Origin of the sequence: Kordiimonas marina (assembly GCF_023006325.1) — a bacterium.
GTDB classification, from domain to species: Bacteria; Pseudomonadota; Alphaproteobacteria; order Sphingomonadales; family Kordiimonadaceae; genus Kordiimonas; species Kordiimonas marina.
In genome coordinates, this window is the sequence record NZ_JAINDF010000005.1 from 113,334 (window position 1) to 130,032 (window position 16,699).

A 16,699-nucleotide genomic window follows, 5' to 3' on the forward strand; every position below is an offset into this window, starting at 1 on the left:
ACCTTGCCTTTATTGTGGCTGGCGATGACCAGCTTGCTGCCGTCGAAATGCCGCGCCATGGATCAGAGCCCCAGCACTTTATTCTGGTGGGATTTGATCTCGTCACAGCCGATGCGGGCGAGACGCAGCAGACGCAGGAATTCCTCTTCGGAGAAGGGCTCCTTCTCAGCCGTACCCTGGATCTCGACGATGCCGCCCTTGCCGGTCAGCACGAAATTGGCATCGGTGTGGGCGCTGCTGTCCTCGTCATAATCCAGGTCCAGAACCGGGGTGCCTTCATAGATGCCGCAGGAAACCGCGGCGACGCTGTCGGTGAAGGGCATGGTGTCGATATGGCCTTTCTCTAAGGCCCATTCGAAACACTGGTGCAAAGCGACATAGGCGCCGGAGATGGAGGCCGTGCGCGTGCCGCCATCCGCCTGGATGACGTCACAGTCGAGCCGGACCTGCTTTTCCTTCAGCTTGGAAAGGTCGACGATTGCCCGCATGGAGCGGCCGATCAGACGCTGGATTTCCTGGGTGCGGCCCGATTGCCCGCCGCGGGCGGCTTCGCGGTTCATGCGGCCGTGGGTCGAGCGCGGTAACATGCCATATTCGGCGGTCACCCAACCTTGGCCACTGTCCCGAAGCCAGGATGGCGCACGTTCCTCGAAACTGGCGGTGACGAGCACGTGGGTATCACCAAACTTCACCATGCAGCTGCCTTCGGCATGCTTGGAAAAGCCGGGGATCATTTCAAGGGAGCGCATTTCGTCGTTGGCACGGCCGGAGGGTCGCATTCTGTGTCCTTCAGTTTTTAAGAGCGTCAAGTTTGACGCCTCTTCTACTGCCAGCGGAGGCTGAGGTCAAAGGACAAAGCCATTGAAGGGCTGCGGGTCGGCTTAATGGCTTTGCGGCCGGAAGTCCTGATCCGGGAATGAGACGCTTGAGGGGACGCGGACCACAATGAACGGATGCTCGGCTTCCTTGTGGCAGCTGTTGCAGCTTTTGGTCAGCGCGATATAGGCCTGGATGAAGGCGGCTTCGTTCTTGTCGTCGATGGTTTTCTTGAGGTTGGCCAGCGGTTTTGCCGTGTTCTGTTCGATCATCTCGCCGATATCGAGGTCCTTCCAGCGCGGCTGGTAGGTTTTTGCGTCGGCCAGGGCTTCGAGAAGCTCGTTATATTCGTAAGCTGCGAGGGGCCAGTTTTTCTGCCGGGCGGCGAACCATAGCTTGATATGCCGGGGCTGGACCCCCGCGGTCATGATATCGCCGAGGCCTGGAACATAGCTTTGGGCTGGTGTGGCAGCCTTGTCGGCCGCGACCGTTTTGCTCATGCTTCCCACGCCGAGGGCTAGACCGAGGGTGAGACATACCGCCGCTACGGCTTTTATTGGGCTTTTCACCATGTCTGTTGGCCTTCCGCTTATTGTCCCGGCACGGCGGGGTCAGCCTTCATCTTAGGGGCTGAGACGGATGAGGATCAAGCCATGCTTGCGGGGGGTGGTTGCTTTCGCGTCTTAGTCGGCCTCTTGGCCGGCCTTGCCCGCGATATAATCAGCCATGTCAGGGGAGGCATAGGCACGGATGGTGTTCATATAGTCCGGGCTGGCGCGGAAGGCCTTGAGCGCCGCATTGATTTTGGCGACGTCGGCTTCCGTGACCGTCTTTTTACTCAGCATCATGGAAAGATTGTCGGTGTTGACCGGAAAGGGAAGCGCAAGGATGGGGCCGAGCGTGGGGTGATCCTTGAGGATCTGACGCCCAATCAGGATATCGACGACGGCAATGTCCGTCAGACCGGCATGAAGGGCTTTGAACAGGGTTTCAAAATCGGTAACCGTGCGGACCCGGCGTTTGAAGTTTGCATTATGCTCCACCGCGTCCATGAAGGCCTTGCCGTGCCAGCCGCCCAGCACATAACTGACCTTCAGGTTTGAGGCGATGAGCCCGTCAAGGGAAGTCATCGCCAGGGCCCGGCTGTCGTCGGCCCGGACAAAGGCGGCGATGAATTCATGACGCATGGTCAGGGTGAAATAGCCGGTTTTGGCCCGCTCCGGGTTTTGGGAGACAACCGGCATCCCGTCGAGCGCCCCGAAGGCGACATCGCGGAGCGCGCGCTTGAACGGCACCCATTTGAAACGGTAAGCGCAGCCCGCCCGTTTCATGACGCCGGCGAGCAGGTCGGCATCGAGCCCGCTGACACGACCATCTTTTTGCCAGATGACATAAGGGGGATAGTCAGTGGTGCCGAAAACCAAGGTTTTCGAGCAGGCAAAGGAAGCCTCAGAAGCCGCAAGCGTTCCAGCCGCGGCTGCCAGTACCCAAACCAACAGTCGAAAGAACCGTGTCATCGGCGTCTCCCCCATCCGGAGTCCCAATATCTTTCGTGATGTCCGTTAATGTACGGTAAACCGGGCCGCACTCTGCAACTTTAGTTAGCTGAGTGCAACAAGCTTCTGCCTGAGCATATCGGTGTTTTTGGACCCCAAACGGCGCTCAACCTCTTCAAGGGTCGTCTGCCAGATCGGATAAGCCTCGGCCAGGAGTGCATCGCCTGCCTCCGTGAGGCTCAGCCGGCGGCTCCGTTTGTCGCTCTTGTCGACCGTGACAGCCACAAGCCCGCGGCGTTCCAGGGGCTTCAGGTTGGCGGTCAGCGTGGTGCGGTCCATCGCCAGGATGTCGGCAACCCGGCCGATGGTCGGGGCTTCCGGTTGGTTCAGCGCCATCAGGATGGAAAACTGCCCGTTGGTCAGGCCGAGAGGCCGGAAGGCGTCGTCGAACAGGCGTGCAGTTACCCGCGCGGCACGTTGAAGCTGCATACACAAACAGTGGTCGTGCACGTGGAGGGTCCGGTCGAACGGCAATTTTTCTTTCTTTGTCATGTCAATAATAGTGTTGACATCAACGCGAAAGTCAATAGGTTGATATAAACATAAATCATAAAAAGCGGGAATGAACCTCGGCCTGGGTCCGGCAGCAGTGGAACGAACAGCATGAAAACAAACCCTTATATATTTTTTGACGGCGACTGCCGTGAGGCTTTTGCGCTTTATGAAAAATTGCTCGGGGCCAGGGTCTTGTCGCTGATGACCTACGCTGATGGCCCCGAACCGAACCCAGGCATGATGGATAAGGTCATGCATGGCCGGATCGATGTGGGCGGCACGATCATCATGGCGTCCGACGCCCCCTCGGACCGCTATGACAAGCCCGCGGGCTTCACCCTCAATGTGGATACATCTAGCGTGGCCGAGGCCGAGCGTGTGTTCGCGGGCCTTTCAGAAGGCGGCACGGTGAGGATGCCGATCGGCGAGACCTTCTGGGCCGAACGCTTCGGCATGACCGTGGACCGGTTCGGCATTCCCTGGATGGTCAATTTCGAAAAACCAACTGAATAACGGACTTGGGTGCGGCGGCAATTGACGCCGGGCCTCGCCGTTCCTACATTCTGGGCATGGATAAAGGTGTACCCATGTCGCTTGCCCAGATGAATGACCGTTCCAGAGAGATTTTCCGCCGGATTGTCGAGACCTATCTCGAAACCGGCGATCCCGTTGGCTCGCGTACGATCAGCCGTACGGACGGGATCGGCGTCTCGCCCGCGACCATCCGCAATGTCATGGCGGACCTGGAGGAGCTTGGGCTTCTGGCGGCTCCGCATACCTCGGCGGGCCGGGTACCGACCGATATCGGTCTGCGCTTTTTCGTCGACGGGTTGATGGAAGTCGGCAACCTGACGAAAGATGAACGCGAAAGTATCCGCGGCCGCTGCGCCACCATTGGCCGTTCGGTCGAGGATGTGCTCGGGGAAGCAACCAAGGCGCTTTCGGGCCTGTCGCGCTGTGCGTCGGTGGTGATGGTGCCGAAAACCGACCAGGCGGTGCGCCATATCGAATTCGTCCCCATGGGGCCTGACCGGGCCTTGGTGGTGATGGTGGCCGAAGACGGTTCGGTCGAAAACCGTATGGTCACTTTGCCCGCGGGCCTGCCGCCCTATGCGCTGGTGCAGGCGGGGAACTATCTCAATGCCCGGCTTGCGGGCCAGACGCTCGAAGAAGCCGCCATCCAGGTCAAGCGTGAGCTTGCGACCCACGAGGCCGAGCTGGACGCCCTGTCGACACGCGTGGTCGAGGCCGGGCTCGCCGTCTGGTCCGGCAAGGCGGATGAGAAGCTGCCGGCGTCGCTGATTGTCTCCGGCACCGCCAATCTCCTCGACAATGTCGAAGCCGCGGAGGACCTTGAGCGTATCCGCCAGGTTTTCGATGAGCTTGAGCGCAAAAAAGACTTGATCAAACTGATGGAACTGGCCAAAGACGGGCGCGGCGTACGGCTGTTCATTGGAGCGGAGAATAATTTATTTTCGCTTTCGGGTTCATCGCTCGTGGTTTCTCCCTATATGAATGGCGCGAACAAGATTGTTGGTGTGATCGGCGTCATCGGGCCCACGCGGCTCAATTACGCCAGGATTGTGCCCATGGTGGACTATACCGCCCGTGTGGTAAGCCGCCTTCTGTAACGAAATGGTAGGGTAAAGACGCAATGAGCGAAGACCAGAAGAACGAGATGGCTGAAGACGCCGCCGAAGAGATGGCAGCTGAAGAGATGCAGGCCGAAGCCCAGGACGGCGACGACCTCGTGGCCCAGCTTCAGGCCGAAAACGCCGATTTGAAGGACAAGCTCCTGCGCGCGGTTGCCGAAACCGAGAATGTGCGCCGCCGCGCCGACAAGGACAAGCAGGACGCCAGCGCTTATGCCGTCACCGGCTTCGCCCGCGACATGCTGAACGTCAGCGACAACCTCCGCCGCGCGCTTGATACGCTGCCGGAAGAGATCGAAGGCACGCTCAAAAGCTTTGTCGAAGGCGTGACCATGACCGAGCGTGAGCTTCTGAACACGCTTGAGCGCCACGGCATCCGCGAAGTGAAGCCGGAAGCTGGCGACAAGTTTGACCCGCTGCTCCACCAGGCCATGTTCGAGGTGCCGACCGATGAGGTTGCGCCCGGCAGTGTGGTGCAGGTCGTGACCGCGGGTTATGTCATCAAGGATCGGCTTCTTCGCCCCGCCATGGTTGGTGTCGCCAAGGGTGCCGCCCAGAAGGTGGACACCGAAGCCTGAGGCTTTGACGCTTGAATATTTTGGAAGCCCCGTCCCTTAAGGATGGGGCTTTTCTCATTGGGAATGTTTTAGGGGAAAGACATATGGTCGGGGATGTGACGATCAGGCTGAGCGGACCGGCGGACAGGCCCGCGTGCGTGCGCATGATGGCGGCGCTCAATACTTATGAGAATGCCTTCATCGGCGACCGGCTCACCGATCTGGCGTCGGCGGACACGCACATGACCTTCCTGGAAGAAGAAGCCGTGCGCACCGGTGGCTTCACCCTGGTCGCCGAGGAGGACGGCGCGGTTATCGGTTTTCTCGTCTGCTTCGCCGAAGCGGAAGAGGGCAGCTATGTGAAACCCGAGAAGGGCCGCTACGGTTTTATCTCCGACCTGTATCTGGTGCCGGAAAAGCGTGGGCAGGGGATCGCGCAGGCGCTTCTGAAGGAATCCGAGGACCGCTGCCGCGCGCTCGGGCTTGCCGATCTGCGGATATCGGCGCTTGTTGCCAACACGGGCGCGCTCAGGGCCTATGAAAAATTCGGTTTCAGGCCGAAGGAAATCGTGCTTGCCAAACCGCTCTGACGCAAAAGGCCGCCCCGGTGTGGGACGGCCTTTTCTCGTTTCTGACGGAAAGCGGTAGCCTTAGCCGACCAGCTCGCCCGTGATGGCTTTTTCGAGCAGCGCGAGCGTTTCCTTGATGCCGTAAAGCGCGATGAAGCCGCCCATGCGCGGGCCCTGGCTCTGGCCGAGCAGAACTTCGTAGCAGGCCTTGAACCAATCCCGCAGGTTGTCGAACTGGGCGTCTTTCCCGGCCGAGTAAACCTCGGTCATGATCAGCTCGGCGTCGGTCTCGTTCGGATTCAGGGCCTCCAGGCGGTGCTTGAGGCTTTCGAAGCCCGCGCGTTCCTGCGCGTTTGCCTCGCGGAAGGCCTTATTCGGCCGGACGAAATCGTCATAATAGCGGATGGCATAGCCCATCAGGCGGTCGAGCTCCGGATGGTTCTCGGCCGTGGCGCCTTCGACATAGCGGCCGACGAAGCCCCACAGCGCGGCCTTGTCCTCGGTGTTGGCGGCCGAGACGAGGTTGAGGAGGAGCGCGAAGCTGACCGGCAGTTCCACATCCGGCACGTTGCCGCCGTGGATATGCCAGGCCGGGTTCTTATAGTGCTCGGCTTCCGTCTGCTGGTGATAGGCGGTGATGAAGGCATAATAATCATCGACCGCTTTCGGAATCACATCGAAATAAAGCCGCTTGGCCTTCTTCGGCGCCTGATACATGTAAAGCGACAGGCTTTCCGGGCTCGCATAGGCCAGCCAGTCCTCGATCGACAGGCCGTTGCCTTTCGACTTGGAAATCTTCTGGCCCTGGTCGTCGAGGAACAGTTCGTAGTTGAAGCCCTCAGGCGGTTGGCCGCCGAGGATGCGCCGGATGATCGACGACAGCTTGACGCTGTCGATCAGGTCCTTGCCGGCCATTTCATAGTCAACGTCGAGCGCGTCCCAGCGCATCGCCCAGTCGACTTTCCACTGGCACTTGACCTTGCCGCCGGTCACCGAGGTCTCATAGCGTTTGCCGGCGCGTGTTTCGAACGAGATGATCCCGGCTTCCGGGTCCTCGACGCGGACAGGCACCTGCAGCACCTCACCCGTGTCCGGGCACAAAGGCAGGAACGGGCTGTAGGTCTGGCGGCGTTCCTCACCCAGCGTCGGCAGGATGACGTTGATCACCTTGTCGTAGTTCCGGCAGATCTTGAGGAGCGTCTCATCGAAGCGGCCGGACTTGTAACAGTCGGTCGCCGAATAGAAATCATATTTGAACCCGAACTGGTCCAGGAAGGCCTGCAGGCGCGCGTTATTGTGCGCGCCGAAGCTCGGGTGCGTGCCGAACGGGTCCGGCACCTGCGTCAGCGGCTTGCCGATCGCAGTGGCCAAAAGGTCCTGGTTCGGCACGTTGGTCGGCACTTTACGGAGCCCGTCCATGTCATCCGAGAAGCAGATCAGCTTGGTCGGGATGTCGGAGATTTCCTGGAAGGCGCGCATCACCATGGTCGTGCGCGCAACCTCGCCAAAGGTGCCCAGGTGCGGCAGGCCCGACGGACCATAGCCGGTCTCAAAAAGCACATAGCCTTTCTCGGGTTTCTTGCCCTTGTACCGTTTGACCAGCTTTTCCGCTTCCTGGAAAGGCCAGGCATTGGAGGAAAGAGCGAGTTCGATATTGCCAGTCATGACAGTACATCCTTCTAAAGGGGTTAAAGCCCGCGGAAGCTATGGATTCTTGCGGCTTTCGTCAAGCGAAAGACAAAAATCCGCGCGACCGTGTTTCCCCGCTGTTTTTTATGCGCCTGGCTGATTATGCTGCCCGCCATGAAAGTGCTGTCATGGAAGACCTGATCGTTAATGCGGAAGCCGAAGCCGCCCGGCTCGATGCCATCCCCGCCGCCATCGTTGGCGTGCGCGGGGCTACGGTGCTGTCGGCCGATGGCGAATTCGAGCTTTTAAGCCTCGACGCGGCCGCCGAACGGCTGAGCCGAGTGCCACACCTGCTGGTCAACCGGGTGTTGGCCGCGCGCCGGCTTTCCCTGCCGCCGGGGCTGATGGCCTATGACCTGTTGGAGCTGTATGCCTTCGTCCGCCCGGCGCGTTACTGTTTGCCGACGATCACGGGGCTCATCCATGCGCTGCAGCTGACGACGGCCCCCCTCGGCACGGATGAGGATAAATGCCTCGCGCTGCAGGCCGCCGCCGCGCGGCTGATGGCCGATATGGAAGCCCAGACCTACCGCTACCGGGCGGGGGGCGGCCAGGTCGCGGTGATGATGGCGCGCGCCGGGTGGCCCTGGGGGCCGCTGGTCCTGAAGGCGCTTGAGGCCTTTGCCGACCATAGCCGGGAGGACGGCCTGCGGGTCTGGCAGAACCTGACCGACTGGGAAGAGCCGGGACCGCCGCCACCCGCGGGTGATGACCCGGTAAGCCCGGAAGACAGCCAAAATCGCCTGAGCCAACTTTTGGGCGAAGACGCCGAGGTGCGGGAAGGCCAGCGCCGTTATGCTGCGGCCGCGACCCACGCCTTCCGCCCGCGTGAGTTTGAGGACGGGCCCAACCTCCAGCTTCTCGAAGCCGGGACGGGCACGGGCAAGACGCTCGGCTATATCGCGCCCGCCAGCCTGTGGGCGGAGGCGAATGACGCGCCGGTATGGCTCGCTACCTTCACCAAGAACCTGCAGCGCCAGCTCGACCAGGAACTCAGCCGTCTGTACCCGGACCCGGCGGTCAAGGCCAAGCGCGCGGTGATCCGCAAGGGGCGGGAGAATTACGCCTGCCTCCTCAATATTGAGGAAACCCTGCGCGCAGTAATGATGCGCGCCGAAACCCAGGGCCGCGGCTGGGACAGGGACAAGGTGCTGGTCGGCCTCGTGCTCCGCTGGGCGCGCTATAGCCGGGACGGTGATATGATCGGCGGCGATTTCCCCAGCTGGCTGGGCGGTCACTTCGGCGCCGCCCGCATCGCGGGGCTCACCGACCGCCGCGGCGAATGCCTCTATTCCGCCTGCGCCCATTTCCGCAAATGCTTCATCGAGAAGGTGGCGCGCAAAGCCAAACACGCAGACCTGGTGGTCGCGAACCATGCGCTCGTTGTGGCGCAAGCCGCGACCCGCGGGGACGACCCGGACCTGCCTAAACGCCTTGTCTTCGATGAGGGACACCATCTGTTCGATGCTGCCGACAGCGCTTTCGCAGTGCATCTGACCGGGCTTGAAGGCGCGGAACTCCGGCGTTGGCTGAGGGGTAAGGAACAGGGCGGCAGCACCCGCGCCCGTGGCCTCAAGAACCGGCTGGATGAGCTGATTACCGACGATATGGACGCCCAGAAGCTCTTGGATGAGGTACTGGAGGCCGCGCGCATCCTGCCCGCCGACAATTGGATGGGCCGGGTGACGGGGGCGGCGGCCATGACCCGGTTTGAAACCTTCCTGATGCTGTGCCGCGCGCAGGTGATGGCGCGCGCCGACGCCCACGGCCCGCATTCGGTTGAGGCGACGGTGAATGATCCGGTGGAAGGGCTGACCGATGCGGCGCACGCGCTCGGCACCGCGCTTCTGGGTCTCGCACGGCCCCTGTCTGCGCTCAGCAATCTGCTCCTGCACCGGCTTGAGGAGGATTCGGATGTGCTGGACAGTGGCGCGCGCGGGCGGCTTGAAAGTTCGGCGCGCTCCCTGAAGCTCCGGGCCGATATGGTCATGGCCTGGGCGCAGATGGCCGAGGGCTTCGGCGCGCCGGTCCCGGAAGAATTCGTCGAATGGCTGGAGGTGGACCGCGTCGACGGGCGCGAACGCGACGTCGGCCTCGCCCGCCATTTCATCGACCCGACCAAACCCTTCGCAGACCTGGTGCTTCAGAAGGCCCACGGGGTGGTCATCACCTCGGCGACGCTTCGGGACAAGGCTGCCGAGGAAGGGGATTGGTCAACCGCCGACATGCGCACCGGTGCCCAGCATCTGACGCTGCCGCCCAAACGGCTGAGCCTGCCCTCACCATTTGATTATCCGAAGCAGACGCGGGTGCTGATCGTCGGTGACGTCAACAAGATGGACCCGGGGCAGGTCGCGGCCGCCTACCGCGCGCTTTTCATGGCGTCGGGCGGGGGTGCGCTCGGCCTGTTCACTGCCATCAGCCGGTTGCGCGCGGCCTATGAGCGGCTGGCGGCCCCCCTCGATGACGCGGGCCTCACGCTCTATGCCCAGCATGTGGACCCGGTGGATACCGCCACGCTTGTGGATATCTTCCGCGATGAGAAGAACGCCTGCCTCCTGGGCACAGACGCCGTGCGCGACGGTGTCGATGTGCCGGGGGAAAGTCTTAGACTCATCGTGTTCGACCGGGTGCCGTGGCCCAGGCCGACGCTGCTGCACCGCGCCCGGCGTGCAGCCTTTGGCGGCCGTCAGTATGATGAGATGCTGACTCGGCTCAAACTCGCGCAGGCCTACGGCCGCCTGATCCGCCGCGCAGGCGACAAGGGGGTGTTCGTCATGCTCGACGGTCAGACCCCGACCCGGCTTCTCGATGCCCTGCCGGAAGGCGTGGAAGTGGTGCGCTGCGGGCTTGCTGACGCAGTTGCCACGGTGAAAGAGTTTTTCGCCGACCAAGGCACGCCAGTTTAATCCGAAAGCGCTTGAGCAAACCCCAGCCGCGCCATAGGCTAGCGGTTAAACAACACATGAGGAAAAAGACCTATGTCCACGATCAGCCCGGAAACCGCGCTCGTTTACACGCTTGTCACCATGTCGGCGTCCGACGACACCATGACCGACAGCGAACTGACCCGGATGACCGGCATCCTCGGGTACCTGCCGGCGTTCCGGAATTACAATATCGAGCGCCTGCGCGCCGATACCGACAGCTGCATCGAAATCCTGCAAAGCGAGGAAGGGCTTGATGCCGTCATGGGCCTCATCGAAGAAGCCGTGCCGGAAAGCCACCGCGACCTGGTTTATGCGCTGGCGTGCGAAGTGGCAGCCTCCGATGGCAACCTGAGCCAGGAAGAATTGCGGCTTCTGGAAATGATTCGCTATTCGCTCAATGTCGACCGGCTGACTGCGGCGGCGATCGAACGGGCGACGGCGGCGCGGCAGAAAACTTTCGAGGGCATGGCCTGACCGAATGGCCTAATAGGCGACATCTTCGGGTGTCAGTGCCCTGAGGGTGCGCCAATCCCGGATACCATGGAAGGCGGTGGCTTTTGCGACCGCCTTTTTTATCGCCTTCTTGTCTCCTGAGCGGAGAGCGGTAGCGAGCGCGGCGGCGCGGCTGTCCAGAATGGCGTTCAGCGGACCGTCAGCGGGCGGCAACGTCAGATACCGGCCGTAGGTTTCAAGCGCGGTGGCGCGGTCCTGTTTACTGCCGCGGGCGAGGAATTTGATATATTCCAGCATCAGGGGCTTCTTCGGCGCACCAAGCGCAAAAGAGGCCTCGAACTCTTCATGGGCCCGCCGTCTGCTGCCGCCAAGCGCCAGCCGCGCAAACAGCCCGGCCCGGGAAACATGGGCGTTCCACACGGCCAGGGCCGCATGGGGGAGCGGATCGTTGGGGCGTTCCTCGATCAGCTTTTCAAACAGCTTTTTGGCAAGGCGGGCGAGCTCGGGCTTGTGGGTGCGCTTGCTTTCGAAGCTGAGCCCGATGCCATAGCTGAGGCTGGCCTCCAGATGATCGGGCTTTATCTTCAGGGCCGCGCGGCAATCGTCGATCGCGAGATGGAGGCTGCGGACAGCGGGGTCGCCGGTTTCCATGAACCCGCCGAGCGTCAGCCCGGCTTCACAGGCCTTGGTATAGCCGTCAGCGGTGCGGGCCAAGCGGCCGGAGGTGATTTCGGCGGCATAATAGCTGCTGAGGCCCGCGGCACGCGCAGGCAGGCTTAAGGCAATCAACATCAAAAGGATCAGGCGCATGGGCACAAGCTTAGCGCATTTTCCTGAACAAGGCTTAAACGGAGGGGGCTGACCATCAATTGATGTTCATGGTCATGTGCGGGCTGTCGAGCGAAAAAGCCGGAACTTCCACCTCGAAATGGCTGCCGTCCTCGCGCACCATGTCATAGCTGCCGCGCATGAAGCCTGTCGGCGTGTTCAGCGGCGTTCCGCTTGTGTAGACGAAGCTTTCGCCGGGCTGCAGCACCGGTTTTTCGCCAATGACGCCGGGGCCGCGGACTTCCTTCACGTGGCCGTGGCCGTCGGTGATGACCCAGTGACGGTTCAGAAGCTGAGCCGTCTTATCGCCGTCGTTGGTGATGCGGATCCGGTAAGCCCACAGATACTGCCCGGCGTCGGGGCGCGACTGTTCGTTGAGATAGAAGGACTGGACCTCAACATGGATGCCTTCCGTGACTGCGTCAAAGGTCAGCACACCATCGATAAGGTCGTCGTCATCCGTCATAAAATTCCTGTCCGGGTTATGGCTGCGCCCAAAAAGGGACGCCTTATTTGACGCCCGCTTTATCGAGCGCCTGCATCACATCCTTGACCAGATCGTCGCCATCTTCAAGCCCAACCGAGAAACGGATCAGGCCCGGGGTAACCCCAACCTCAAGCCGTGCGTCTTCCGAAAGCGCCTTGTGGGTGGTGCTCCAGGGGTGGGTGGCGATCGAGCGGCTGTCCCCCAGGTTGTTGGAAATATCGACAATCTCCAGCGCATTCATGAACTTGAACGCCTGGTCGCGGCCGCCCGGCAGCTCGAAAATCACCATGGTGCCGCCACGCTTCATCTGCTTTTTGGCAAGCGCGGCCTGCTTGAAGCCCGGCAGGCTGGGGTGACGCACATCATCAAGCCGCGGGGCGATGGCGGCGGCCAGCTTGTCGGCATTGTCGCACATGGCGTTCACACGGATGCCCAGCGTCTCCAGGCCCTTCAGCATCACCCAGGCGTTGAACGGCGACATGGCACAGCCGGTGTGGCGGTAGAAGGGATAGAGATGCTGTTCGTCGAACTCCTTGTCGCACAGCACGATGCCGCCGAGGCAGCGGCCCTGGCCATCGATATGCTTGGTGGTCGAATAGCAGACGATATCGGCACCCAGCTTCATCGGCTGCTGGAGCGCGGGGGTCGCGAACACATTGTCGACCGCCAGCTTGGCACCCGCGTCGTGGGCGATCTTGGCCACTTCTTCGATGTCGACGAAATCAAGCGTCGGGTTCGCGGGCGTTTCCAGGAAGAACATCTTGGTATTCGGCCGTACCGCGGCTTTCCAGGCGTCAAGGCTGGTGCCGTCGATCACCGTGGTCTCGATGCCGTAGCGCGGCAGCAGTTCGTCGAGCAGCCAGCGGCAGGAGCCGAAGGCCGCGCGCGCGCCGATGATATGGTCGCCCGCGCGCAGGTAACAGAGGAGCGCCGCGGTCATCGCCGCCATGCCGGTGCCGGTTGCCCGGCCGACGTCAGCGCCTTCGAGGAGCGCCATGCGTGCTTCGAACATGCTGGTCGTCGGGTTGGTCTGGCGCGAATAGGTGAAGCCTTCGGCGCGGCCGTCGAAGCGCGCTTCGGCTTCCTCGGCATTCTCATAGGCGAAGGCGGAGGTCAGGAACAGCGCCTCGCCCATTTCATCGAAGTTGGAGCGCATCGATCCCGCACGCACCATCTGGGTCTGGCGGGCCCATGTGGAGGTAAGGCTTTTGTCGGTGCCTGTGCGGTTTTTCATCATCTGTCTCCATTCATCTCGTGGGTAAGCCCCGAAAATTGGGGGCGGCGGACACGGTGCGGTGCGGCGCGCGGAAGGTCAAGCGCAAGATGCGTGATCGCGCGCTATCATTTCTTGCTTTTTTTGAAAGCTGTGGTTAATGCTGTGCCGTCCAAGCGACATCAAAGGTCTTTCGGGCGGGTGTAGCTCAATGGTAGAGCAGAAGCTTCCCAAGCTTACGACGAGGGTTCGATTCCCTTCACCCGCTCCAACTTCTCCTTCCTTCCATATTGCCCCCTTTATCAAGAGTCGCTAAACCCGTCTCAAACGTGCAGACAGACTTTATTTTGGCAATGGGAGACGATCATGAGCCTGACCATCTGGCACAATCCGCGCTGCAGCAAGTCCCGCCAGACGCTGGCGCTTCTTGAAGAAAAGGGCCTCACGCCTACCGTGCGGCTCTATCTGGAAGACGCGCCAAGCGAAGCGGAAATCAAAGACGCGCTCAGCCTTCTGGGGCTTGAGCCGCGCGGGCTCATGCGCACGAAAGAAGCCGAATATAAGGATCTGGGCCTTGAGGGTGTGACCGATGACGGTGCGCTGATTGCCGCCATGCATAAGACCCCGAAGCTGATCGAGCGCCCGATTGTGTTTGCGAACGGCAAGGCGCGCGTCGGCCGTCCGCCCGAAAGCGTTCTCGAAATCGTTTAAGGGGTCAGTTTTCCAGCGCGCGTTCGAGCCGGGGGTACCAGAGCGCCTGGCTTAGGCCGCGCATGACCATGAAAACCGTCACCGCGGACCAGAGCCCGGGAAGGCCATATTGGTTGGTGAGCGGGCCGACGGCGAGGACGAAGCTCGCCGCGGCGATGGCGGCTGTCCCCAGCATGGCGGCCCCTGCGGTCGCGCCGATATAGATGCCGTCGAACTGATAGGCCCAGACGGAAAGCACGGGCAGTGCCACAATGACCGGCAGGGCGGACAGGGCCGCCGTGCGCACGCTTTCAATATCCGTGAGGGTGCGGATGAGCTCTCCCCCGAACAGCCAGAAGCCAAGGCTATAGAGCACGGCGGCAGCCCCCGCCCAGGCCATGCTGTCCATGACCCACGCCCGAAATTCGTGCCGCACACCTTTTCCGTAAGCCGCCCCTGTGAGCGCTTCGGCAGCATAGGCGAAGCCGTCAAGCCCGAGCGCGATCAGCATCAGGAAGGTCTGGAGCACATGGCTTGCGGCCAGCGGCACTTCGCCGAGCTGGGCGGCGTTGCGGGTAATGAGCGCGAAGACGAGGATCAGCAAGAGCGTGCGGACGAAGATATAGACATTGGTGCTCAGAAGCTTCTTCATCTTGGCGAGCGCAATGGTCTCGGGGTCCCGCACGGCGGCCAGAAGCGCATGGGCGCCGATCCCCCGAAGGATGAAGACGGCCCCGACACCAACGGCCAGCCATTCGGCGATCAGCGACCCGAGCGCGACCCCCGGCACCCCCATCTTGAGCCCAAGCACGAAGAAAAGGTTTAGGCAGCCGTTGGCGATATTGAGCACAAGCTGCACATAGAGCGTCTTTTTCGTCTGCGCCGTGCCGATCAGGTAGCCGTTGATGCCGTAGGTGATGAGGGCCGCAGGCACGGCGTAAATGCGGATATCGAAATAGTCCCGGAACAGGGATACGGTATCGGCAGGGGGCGCCAGGAAGTGGAGCGCAAAGGCCTCCAGCTGGTTTTGGCCCAGCAGGATAAGCGCACCGATCAGGGCGGCGAGGATCAGCGAGCGGACGAGGGTTCGCGCGATCTGGCCGTCGTCGTCCCGGCCGTCGGCCTGGGCGACAAGCCCGGTCGTGCTCATGCGCAGGAAGCCGAACGCCCAATAGAGATAGCTGAAGACCATGGCGCCGACACTGACGGCGGCGAGATAGCGCGCGCCGGGCAGGTGCCCGACGACCCAGGTGTCGACCAGCCCCACCAGCGGGGCGGAAGAGTTGGCGACGATAGCGGGACCCGCAATCGCCCAGATGCGCCGGTGCCTGTGGGCTGGGCGCGGGGCTGGGTCTATAGCGGGGCTCCCCTCCGTCATGCGCGCATCAGCGCCCGATGCCGGTATAGTCGAACCCGAGCGCGGCCAGGTCGGCGCGGCCATAGATGTTGCGGAGGTCAACGATCACCGGCGCGGCCAGAAGGTCCTTCACCCGCTCCATGTCGAGCGCGCGATACTGGTTCCATTCGGTGACGATCACCAGCACATCGGCGCCTTTCATGGTGTCATACGGGTCATCATGGAAGGTGACGTTTTCAAGCAAGTGCTTGGCTTCTTCCATGCCTTTGGGGTCATTGGCATGAATTTCGGCCCCGTCTTTCTGGAGCGCCGGGATGATATCGAGTGACGGGCTTTCGCGCATGTCGTCGGTGTTGGGCTTGAACGTCAGGCCAAGCACGGCGACGCGTTTGCCCTTGAGGTCCCCGCCGACAGCTTTCTTCACCTTGTCGGCCATGGCGAGCTTGCGGGCTTCGTTTACCTCAACGACCGAGCGGACGATGCGCATGGGCACACCGGCATCGTCGGCGGAATGGACGAGCGCGCGGGTATCCTTGGGGAAGCAGCTGCCGCCGAAACCGGGCCCTGCGTGCAGGAACTTGCCGCCAATCCGTTTGTCGAGACCGATGCCCTTGGCGACTTCCTGGACGTCGGCGCCAACCTTTTCGCACAGGTCAGCCATCTCGTTGATGAAGCTGATCTTGGTGGCGAGGAAGGCGTTGGCGGCATATTTGATGACTTCCGCGGTTTCGCGGTTGGTGAAGACGACCGGCGTTTCATTGAGGAACAGCGGGCGGTAAAGCTCCCGCAGCACGGCTTGAGCGCGCTCGGTCTCGGCGCCGACGACCACGCGGTCCGGGCGCATGAAATCCTCGATCGCCGCGCCTTCGCGCAGGAATTCCGGGTTGGAGCAGACGTCGAACATGTCCGCATCCAGCTTCTTGAGCAGGCGATCCTTGATCTGGGCGCCGGTACCGACGGGCACGGTCGATTTGGTCACGACCACGGTATAGTCGCGGATCAGGTCGCCAATTTCATCGGCGGCGGCGAAAACATACTGGAGGTCGGCGTGGCCGTCGCCCCGGCGGCTCGGGGTGCCGACGGCGATGAAGACGGCCTTGGCGCCGTCCATGGCGGTGGCGAGGTCGGTGGTGAAGCTCAGGCGGCCGGCTTCGGCGTTGCGGGCGACCATGCCGGCGAGGCCGGGCTCATAGATCGGCATCTTGCCGGCCTTGAGCGCGTCAATCTTGCCGGTGTCCTTGTCGACGCAGACGACTTCGTGCCCGAATTCCGAAAAACAGGTGCCGGAGACAAGCCCGACGTAGCCGCTACCAATGACCGCAATTTTCATCTATCGTCCTCAACAGTATCGATTGGGAAATGCTCATTCAGCCGGACGTATACCATGCCCCGTTTCCGTCTCGGCTC

At 61.9% G+C, this 16,699-nt stretch carries 17 protein-coding genes and 1 tRNA gene; 8 read left to right on the forward strand and 10 right to left on the reverse strand.

The annotated features are described in order from the left end of the window. Positions 1 to 62 precede the first annotated feature (62 nt). The 4 genes from rph to K6118_RS12385 all read right to left on the reverse strand — a co-directional run bounded on the left by rph (position 63) and on the right by K6118_RS12385 (position 2,864). Positions 63 to 779, reverse strand: a complete 717-nt coding sequence (rph, locus tag K6118_RS12370) for a ribonuclease PH (RefSeq protein WP_247120675.1) — start codon at positions 777 to 779, stop codon at positions 63 to 65. Between the two features lie 102 nt (positions 780 to 881). Beyond that, positions 882 to 1,316 carry a hypothetical protein gene (locus tag K6118_RS12375; protein WP_247120676.1) on the reverse strand — a complete coding sequence of 145 codons (435 nt, stop codon included), beginning with the start codon at positions 1,314 to 1,316 and terminating at the stop codon, positions 882 to 884. Between the two features lie 183 nt (positions 1,317 to 1,499). Next, positions 1,500 to 2,333 (reverse strand): substrate-binding periplasmic protein, encoded by an 834-nt coding sequence (locus K6118_RS12380; protein WP_247120677.1) that lies wholly within the window; start codon positions 2,331 to 2,333, stop codon positions 1,500 to 1,502. Between the two features lie 84 nt (positions 2,334 to 2,417). Continuing rightward, positions 2,418 to 2,864, reverse strand: a complete 447-nt coding sequence (locus tag K6118_RS12385; RefSeq protein WP_247120678.1) for a MarR family winged helix-turn-helix transcriptional regulator — start codon at positions 2,862 to 2,864, stop codon at positions 2,418 to 2,420. A 111-nt stretch (positions 2,865 to 2,975) separates the two neighbouring features. Between K6118_RS12385 and K6118_RS12390 the strand changes: the two genes are divergently transcribed. The 4 genes from K6118_RS12390 to K6118_RS12405 all read left to right on the forward strand — a co-directional run bounded on the left by K6118_RS12390 (position 2,976) and on the right by K6118_RS12405 (position 5,666). Beyond that, complete coding sequence (locus tag K6118_RS12390; RefSeq protein ID WP_247120679.1) at positions 2,976 to 3,380, forward strand: VOC family protein; 405 nt, start codon at positions 2,976 to 2,978, stop codon at positions 3,378 to 3,380. Between the two features lie 74 nt (positions 3,381 to 3,454). After that, positions 3,455 to 4,498 carry a heat-inducible transcriptional repressor HrcA gene (hrcA, locus tag K6118_RS12395; protein WP_247120680.1) on the forward strand — a complete coding sequence of 348 codons (1,044 nt, stop codon included), beginning with the start codon at positions 3,455 to 3,457 and terminating at the stop codon, positions 4,496 to 4,498. 23 nt (positions 4,499 to 4,521) lie between these two features. Next, the gene (grpE, locus tag K6118_RS12400; RefSeq protein WP_247120681.1) at positions 4,522 to 5,097 is read left to right on the forward strand and encodes a nucleotide exchange factor GrpE; all 576 of its coding nucleotides are present in this window, start codon (positions 4,522 to 4,524) and stop codon (positions 5,095 to 5,097) included. An 83-nt stretch (positions 5,098 to 5,180) separates the two neighbouring features. Then, on the forward strand, positions 5,181 to 5,666 hold the full coding sequence (locus K6118_RS12405) for a GNAT family N-acetyltransferase (RefSeq protein ID WP_247120682.1): 486 nt from the start codon (positions 5,181 to 5,183) through the stop codon (positions 5,664 to 5,666). Positions 5,667 to 5,726: 60 nt separating this feature from the next. Here the strand turns inward: K6118_RS12405 and K6118_RS12410 are convergent, their stop codons facing one another. Further along, positions 5,727 to 7,310: a lysine--tRNA ligase gene (locus tag K6118_RS12410; protein ID WP_247120683.1), complete on the reverse strand. Its 1,584-nt coding sequence runs from the start codon at positions 7,308 to 7,310 to the stop codon at positions 5,727 to 5,729. Positions 7,311 to 7,462: 152 nt separating this feature from the next. Between K6118_RS12410 and K6118_RS12415 the strand changes: the two genes are divergently transcribed. Further along, a complete protein-coding gene (locus K6118_RS12415; RefSeq protein ID WP_247120684.1) occupies positions 7,463 to 10,243 on the forward strand; it encodes an ATP-dependent DNA helicase in 2,781 nt (926 codons plus the stop codon). 72 nt (positions 10,244 to 10,315) lie between these two features. Continuing rightward, entirely contained in the window at positions 10,316 to 10,738 is a 423-nt protein-coding gene (locus K6118_RS12420) for a tellurite resistance TerB family protein (protein WP_247120685.1), read from the forward strand. A 9-nt stretch (positions 10,739 to 10,747) separates the two neighbouring features. Here the strand turns inward: K6118_RS12420 and K6118_RS12425 are convergent, their stop codons facing one another. From K6118_RS12425 to metZ, 3 genes are read right to left on the reverse strand one after another with little or no spacing between them, the layout of a single operon-like run. Beyond that, complete coding sequence (locus K6118_RS12425) at positions 10,748 to 11,533, reverse strand: hypothetical protein (RefSeq protein ID WP_247120686.1); 786 nt, start codon at positions 11,531 to 11,533, stop codon at positions 10,748 to 10,750. Positions 11,534 to 11,582: 49 nt separating this feature from the next. Beyond that, a complete protein-coding gene (gene apaG, locus K6118_RS12430) occupies positions 11,583 to 12,011 on the reverse strand; it encodes a Co2+/Mg2+ efflux protein ApaG (protein ID WP_247120687.1) in 429 nt (142 codons plus the stop codon). Positions 12,012 to 12,054: 43 nt separating this feature from the next. Further along, complete coding sequence (gene metZ, locus K6118_RS12435) at positions 12,055 to 13,266, reverse strand: O-succinylhomoserine sulfhydrylase (protein ID WP_343269966.1); 1,212 nt, start codon at positions 13,264 to 13,266, stop codon at positions 12,055 to 12,057. 176 nt (positions 13,267 to 13,442) lie between these two features. Here metZ and K6118_RS12440 point away from each other — a divergent pair. Together K6118_RS12440 and arsC are read left to right on the forward strand one after the other, a co-directional pair. After that, positions 13,443 to 13,516: transfer RNA gene (locus tag K6118_RS12440), tRNA-Gly, on the forward strand. A gap of 95 nt (positions 13,517 to 13,611) precedes the next feature. Beyond that, the gene (arsC, locus tag K6118_RS12445; RefSeq protein ID WP_247120689.1) at positions 13,612 to 13,956 is read left to right on the forward strand and encodes an arsenate reductase (glutaredoxin); all 345 of its coding nucleotides are present in this window, start codon (positions 13,612 to 13,614) and stop codon (positions 13,954 to 13,956) included. Between the two features lie 4 nt (positions 13,957 to 13,960). Here arsC and K6118_RS12450 read toward each other — a convergent pair whose 3' ends face one another. Both K6118_RS12450 and K6118_RS12455 read right to left on the reverse strand, forming a co-directional pair. Beyond that, complete coding sequence (locus K6118_RS12450) at positions 13,961 to 15,313, reverse strand: MATE family efflux transporter (RefSeq protein WP_247120690.1); 1,353 nt, start codon at positions 15,311 to 15,313, stop codon at positions 13,961 to 13,963. A 7-nt stretch (positions 15,314 to 15,320) separates the two neighbouring features. After that, positions 15,321 to 16,622 (reverse strand): UDP-glucose dehydrogenase family protein, encoded by a 1,302-nt coding sequence (locus tag K6118_RS12455; protein WP_247120691.1) that lies wholly within the window; start codon positions 16,620 to 16,622, stop codon positions 15,321 to 15,323. Between the last annotated feature and the right edge of the window lie 77 nt (positions 16,623 to 16,699).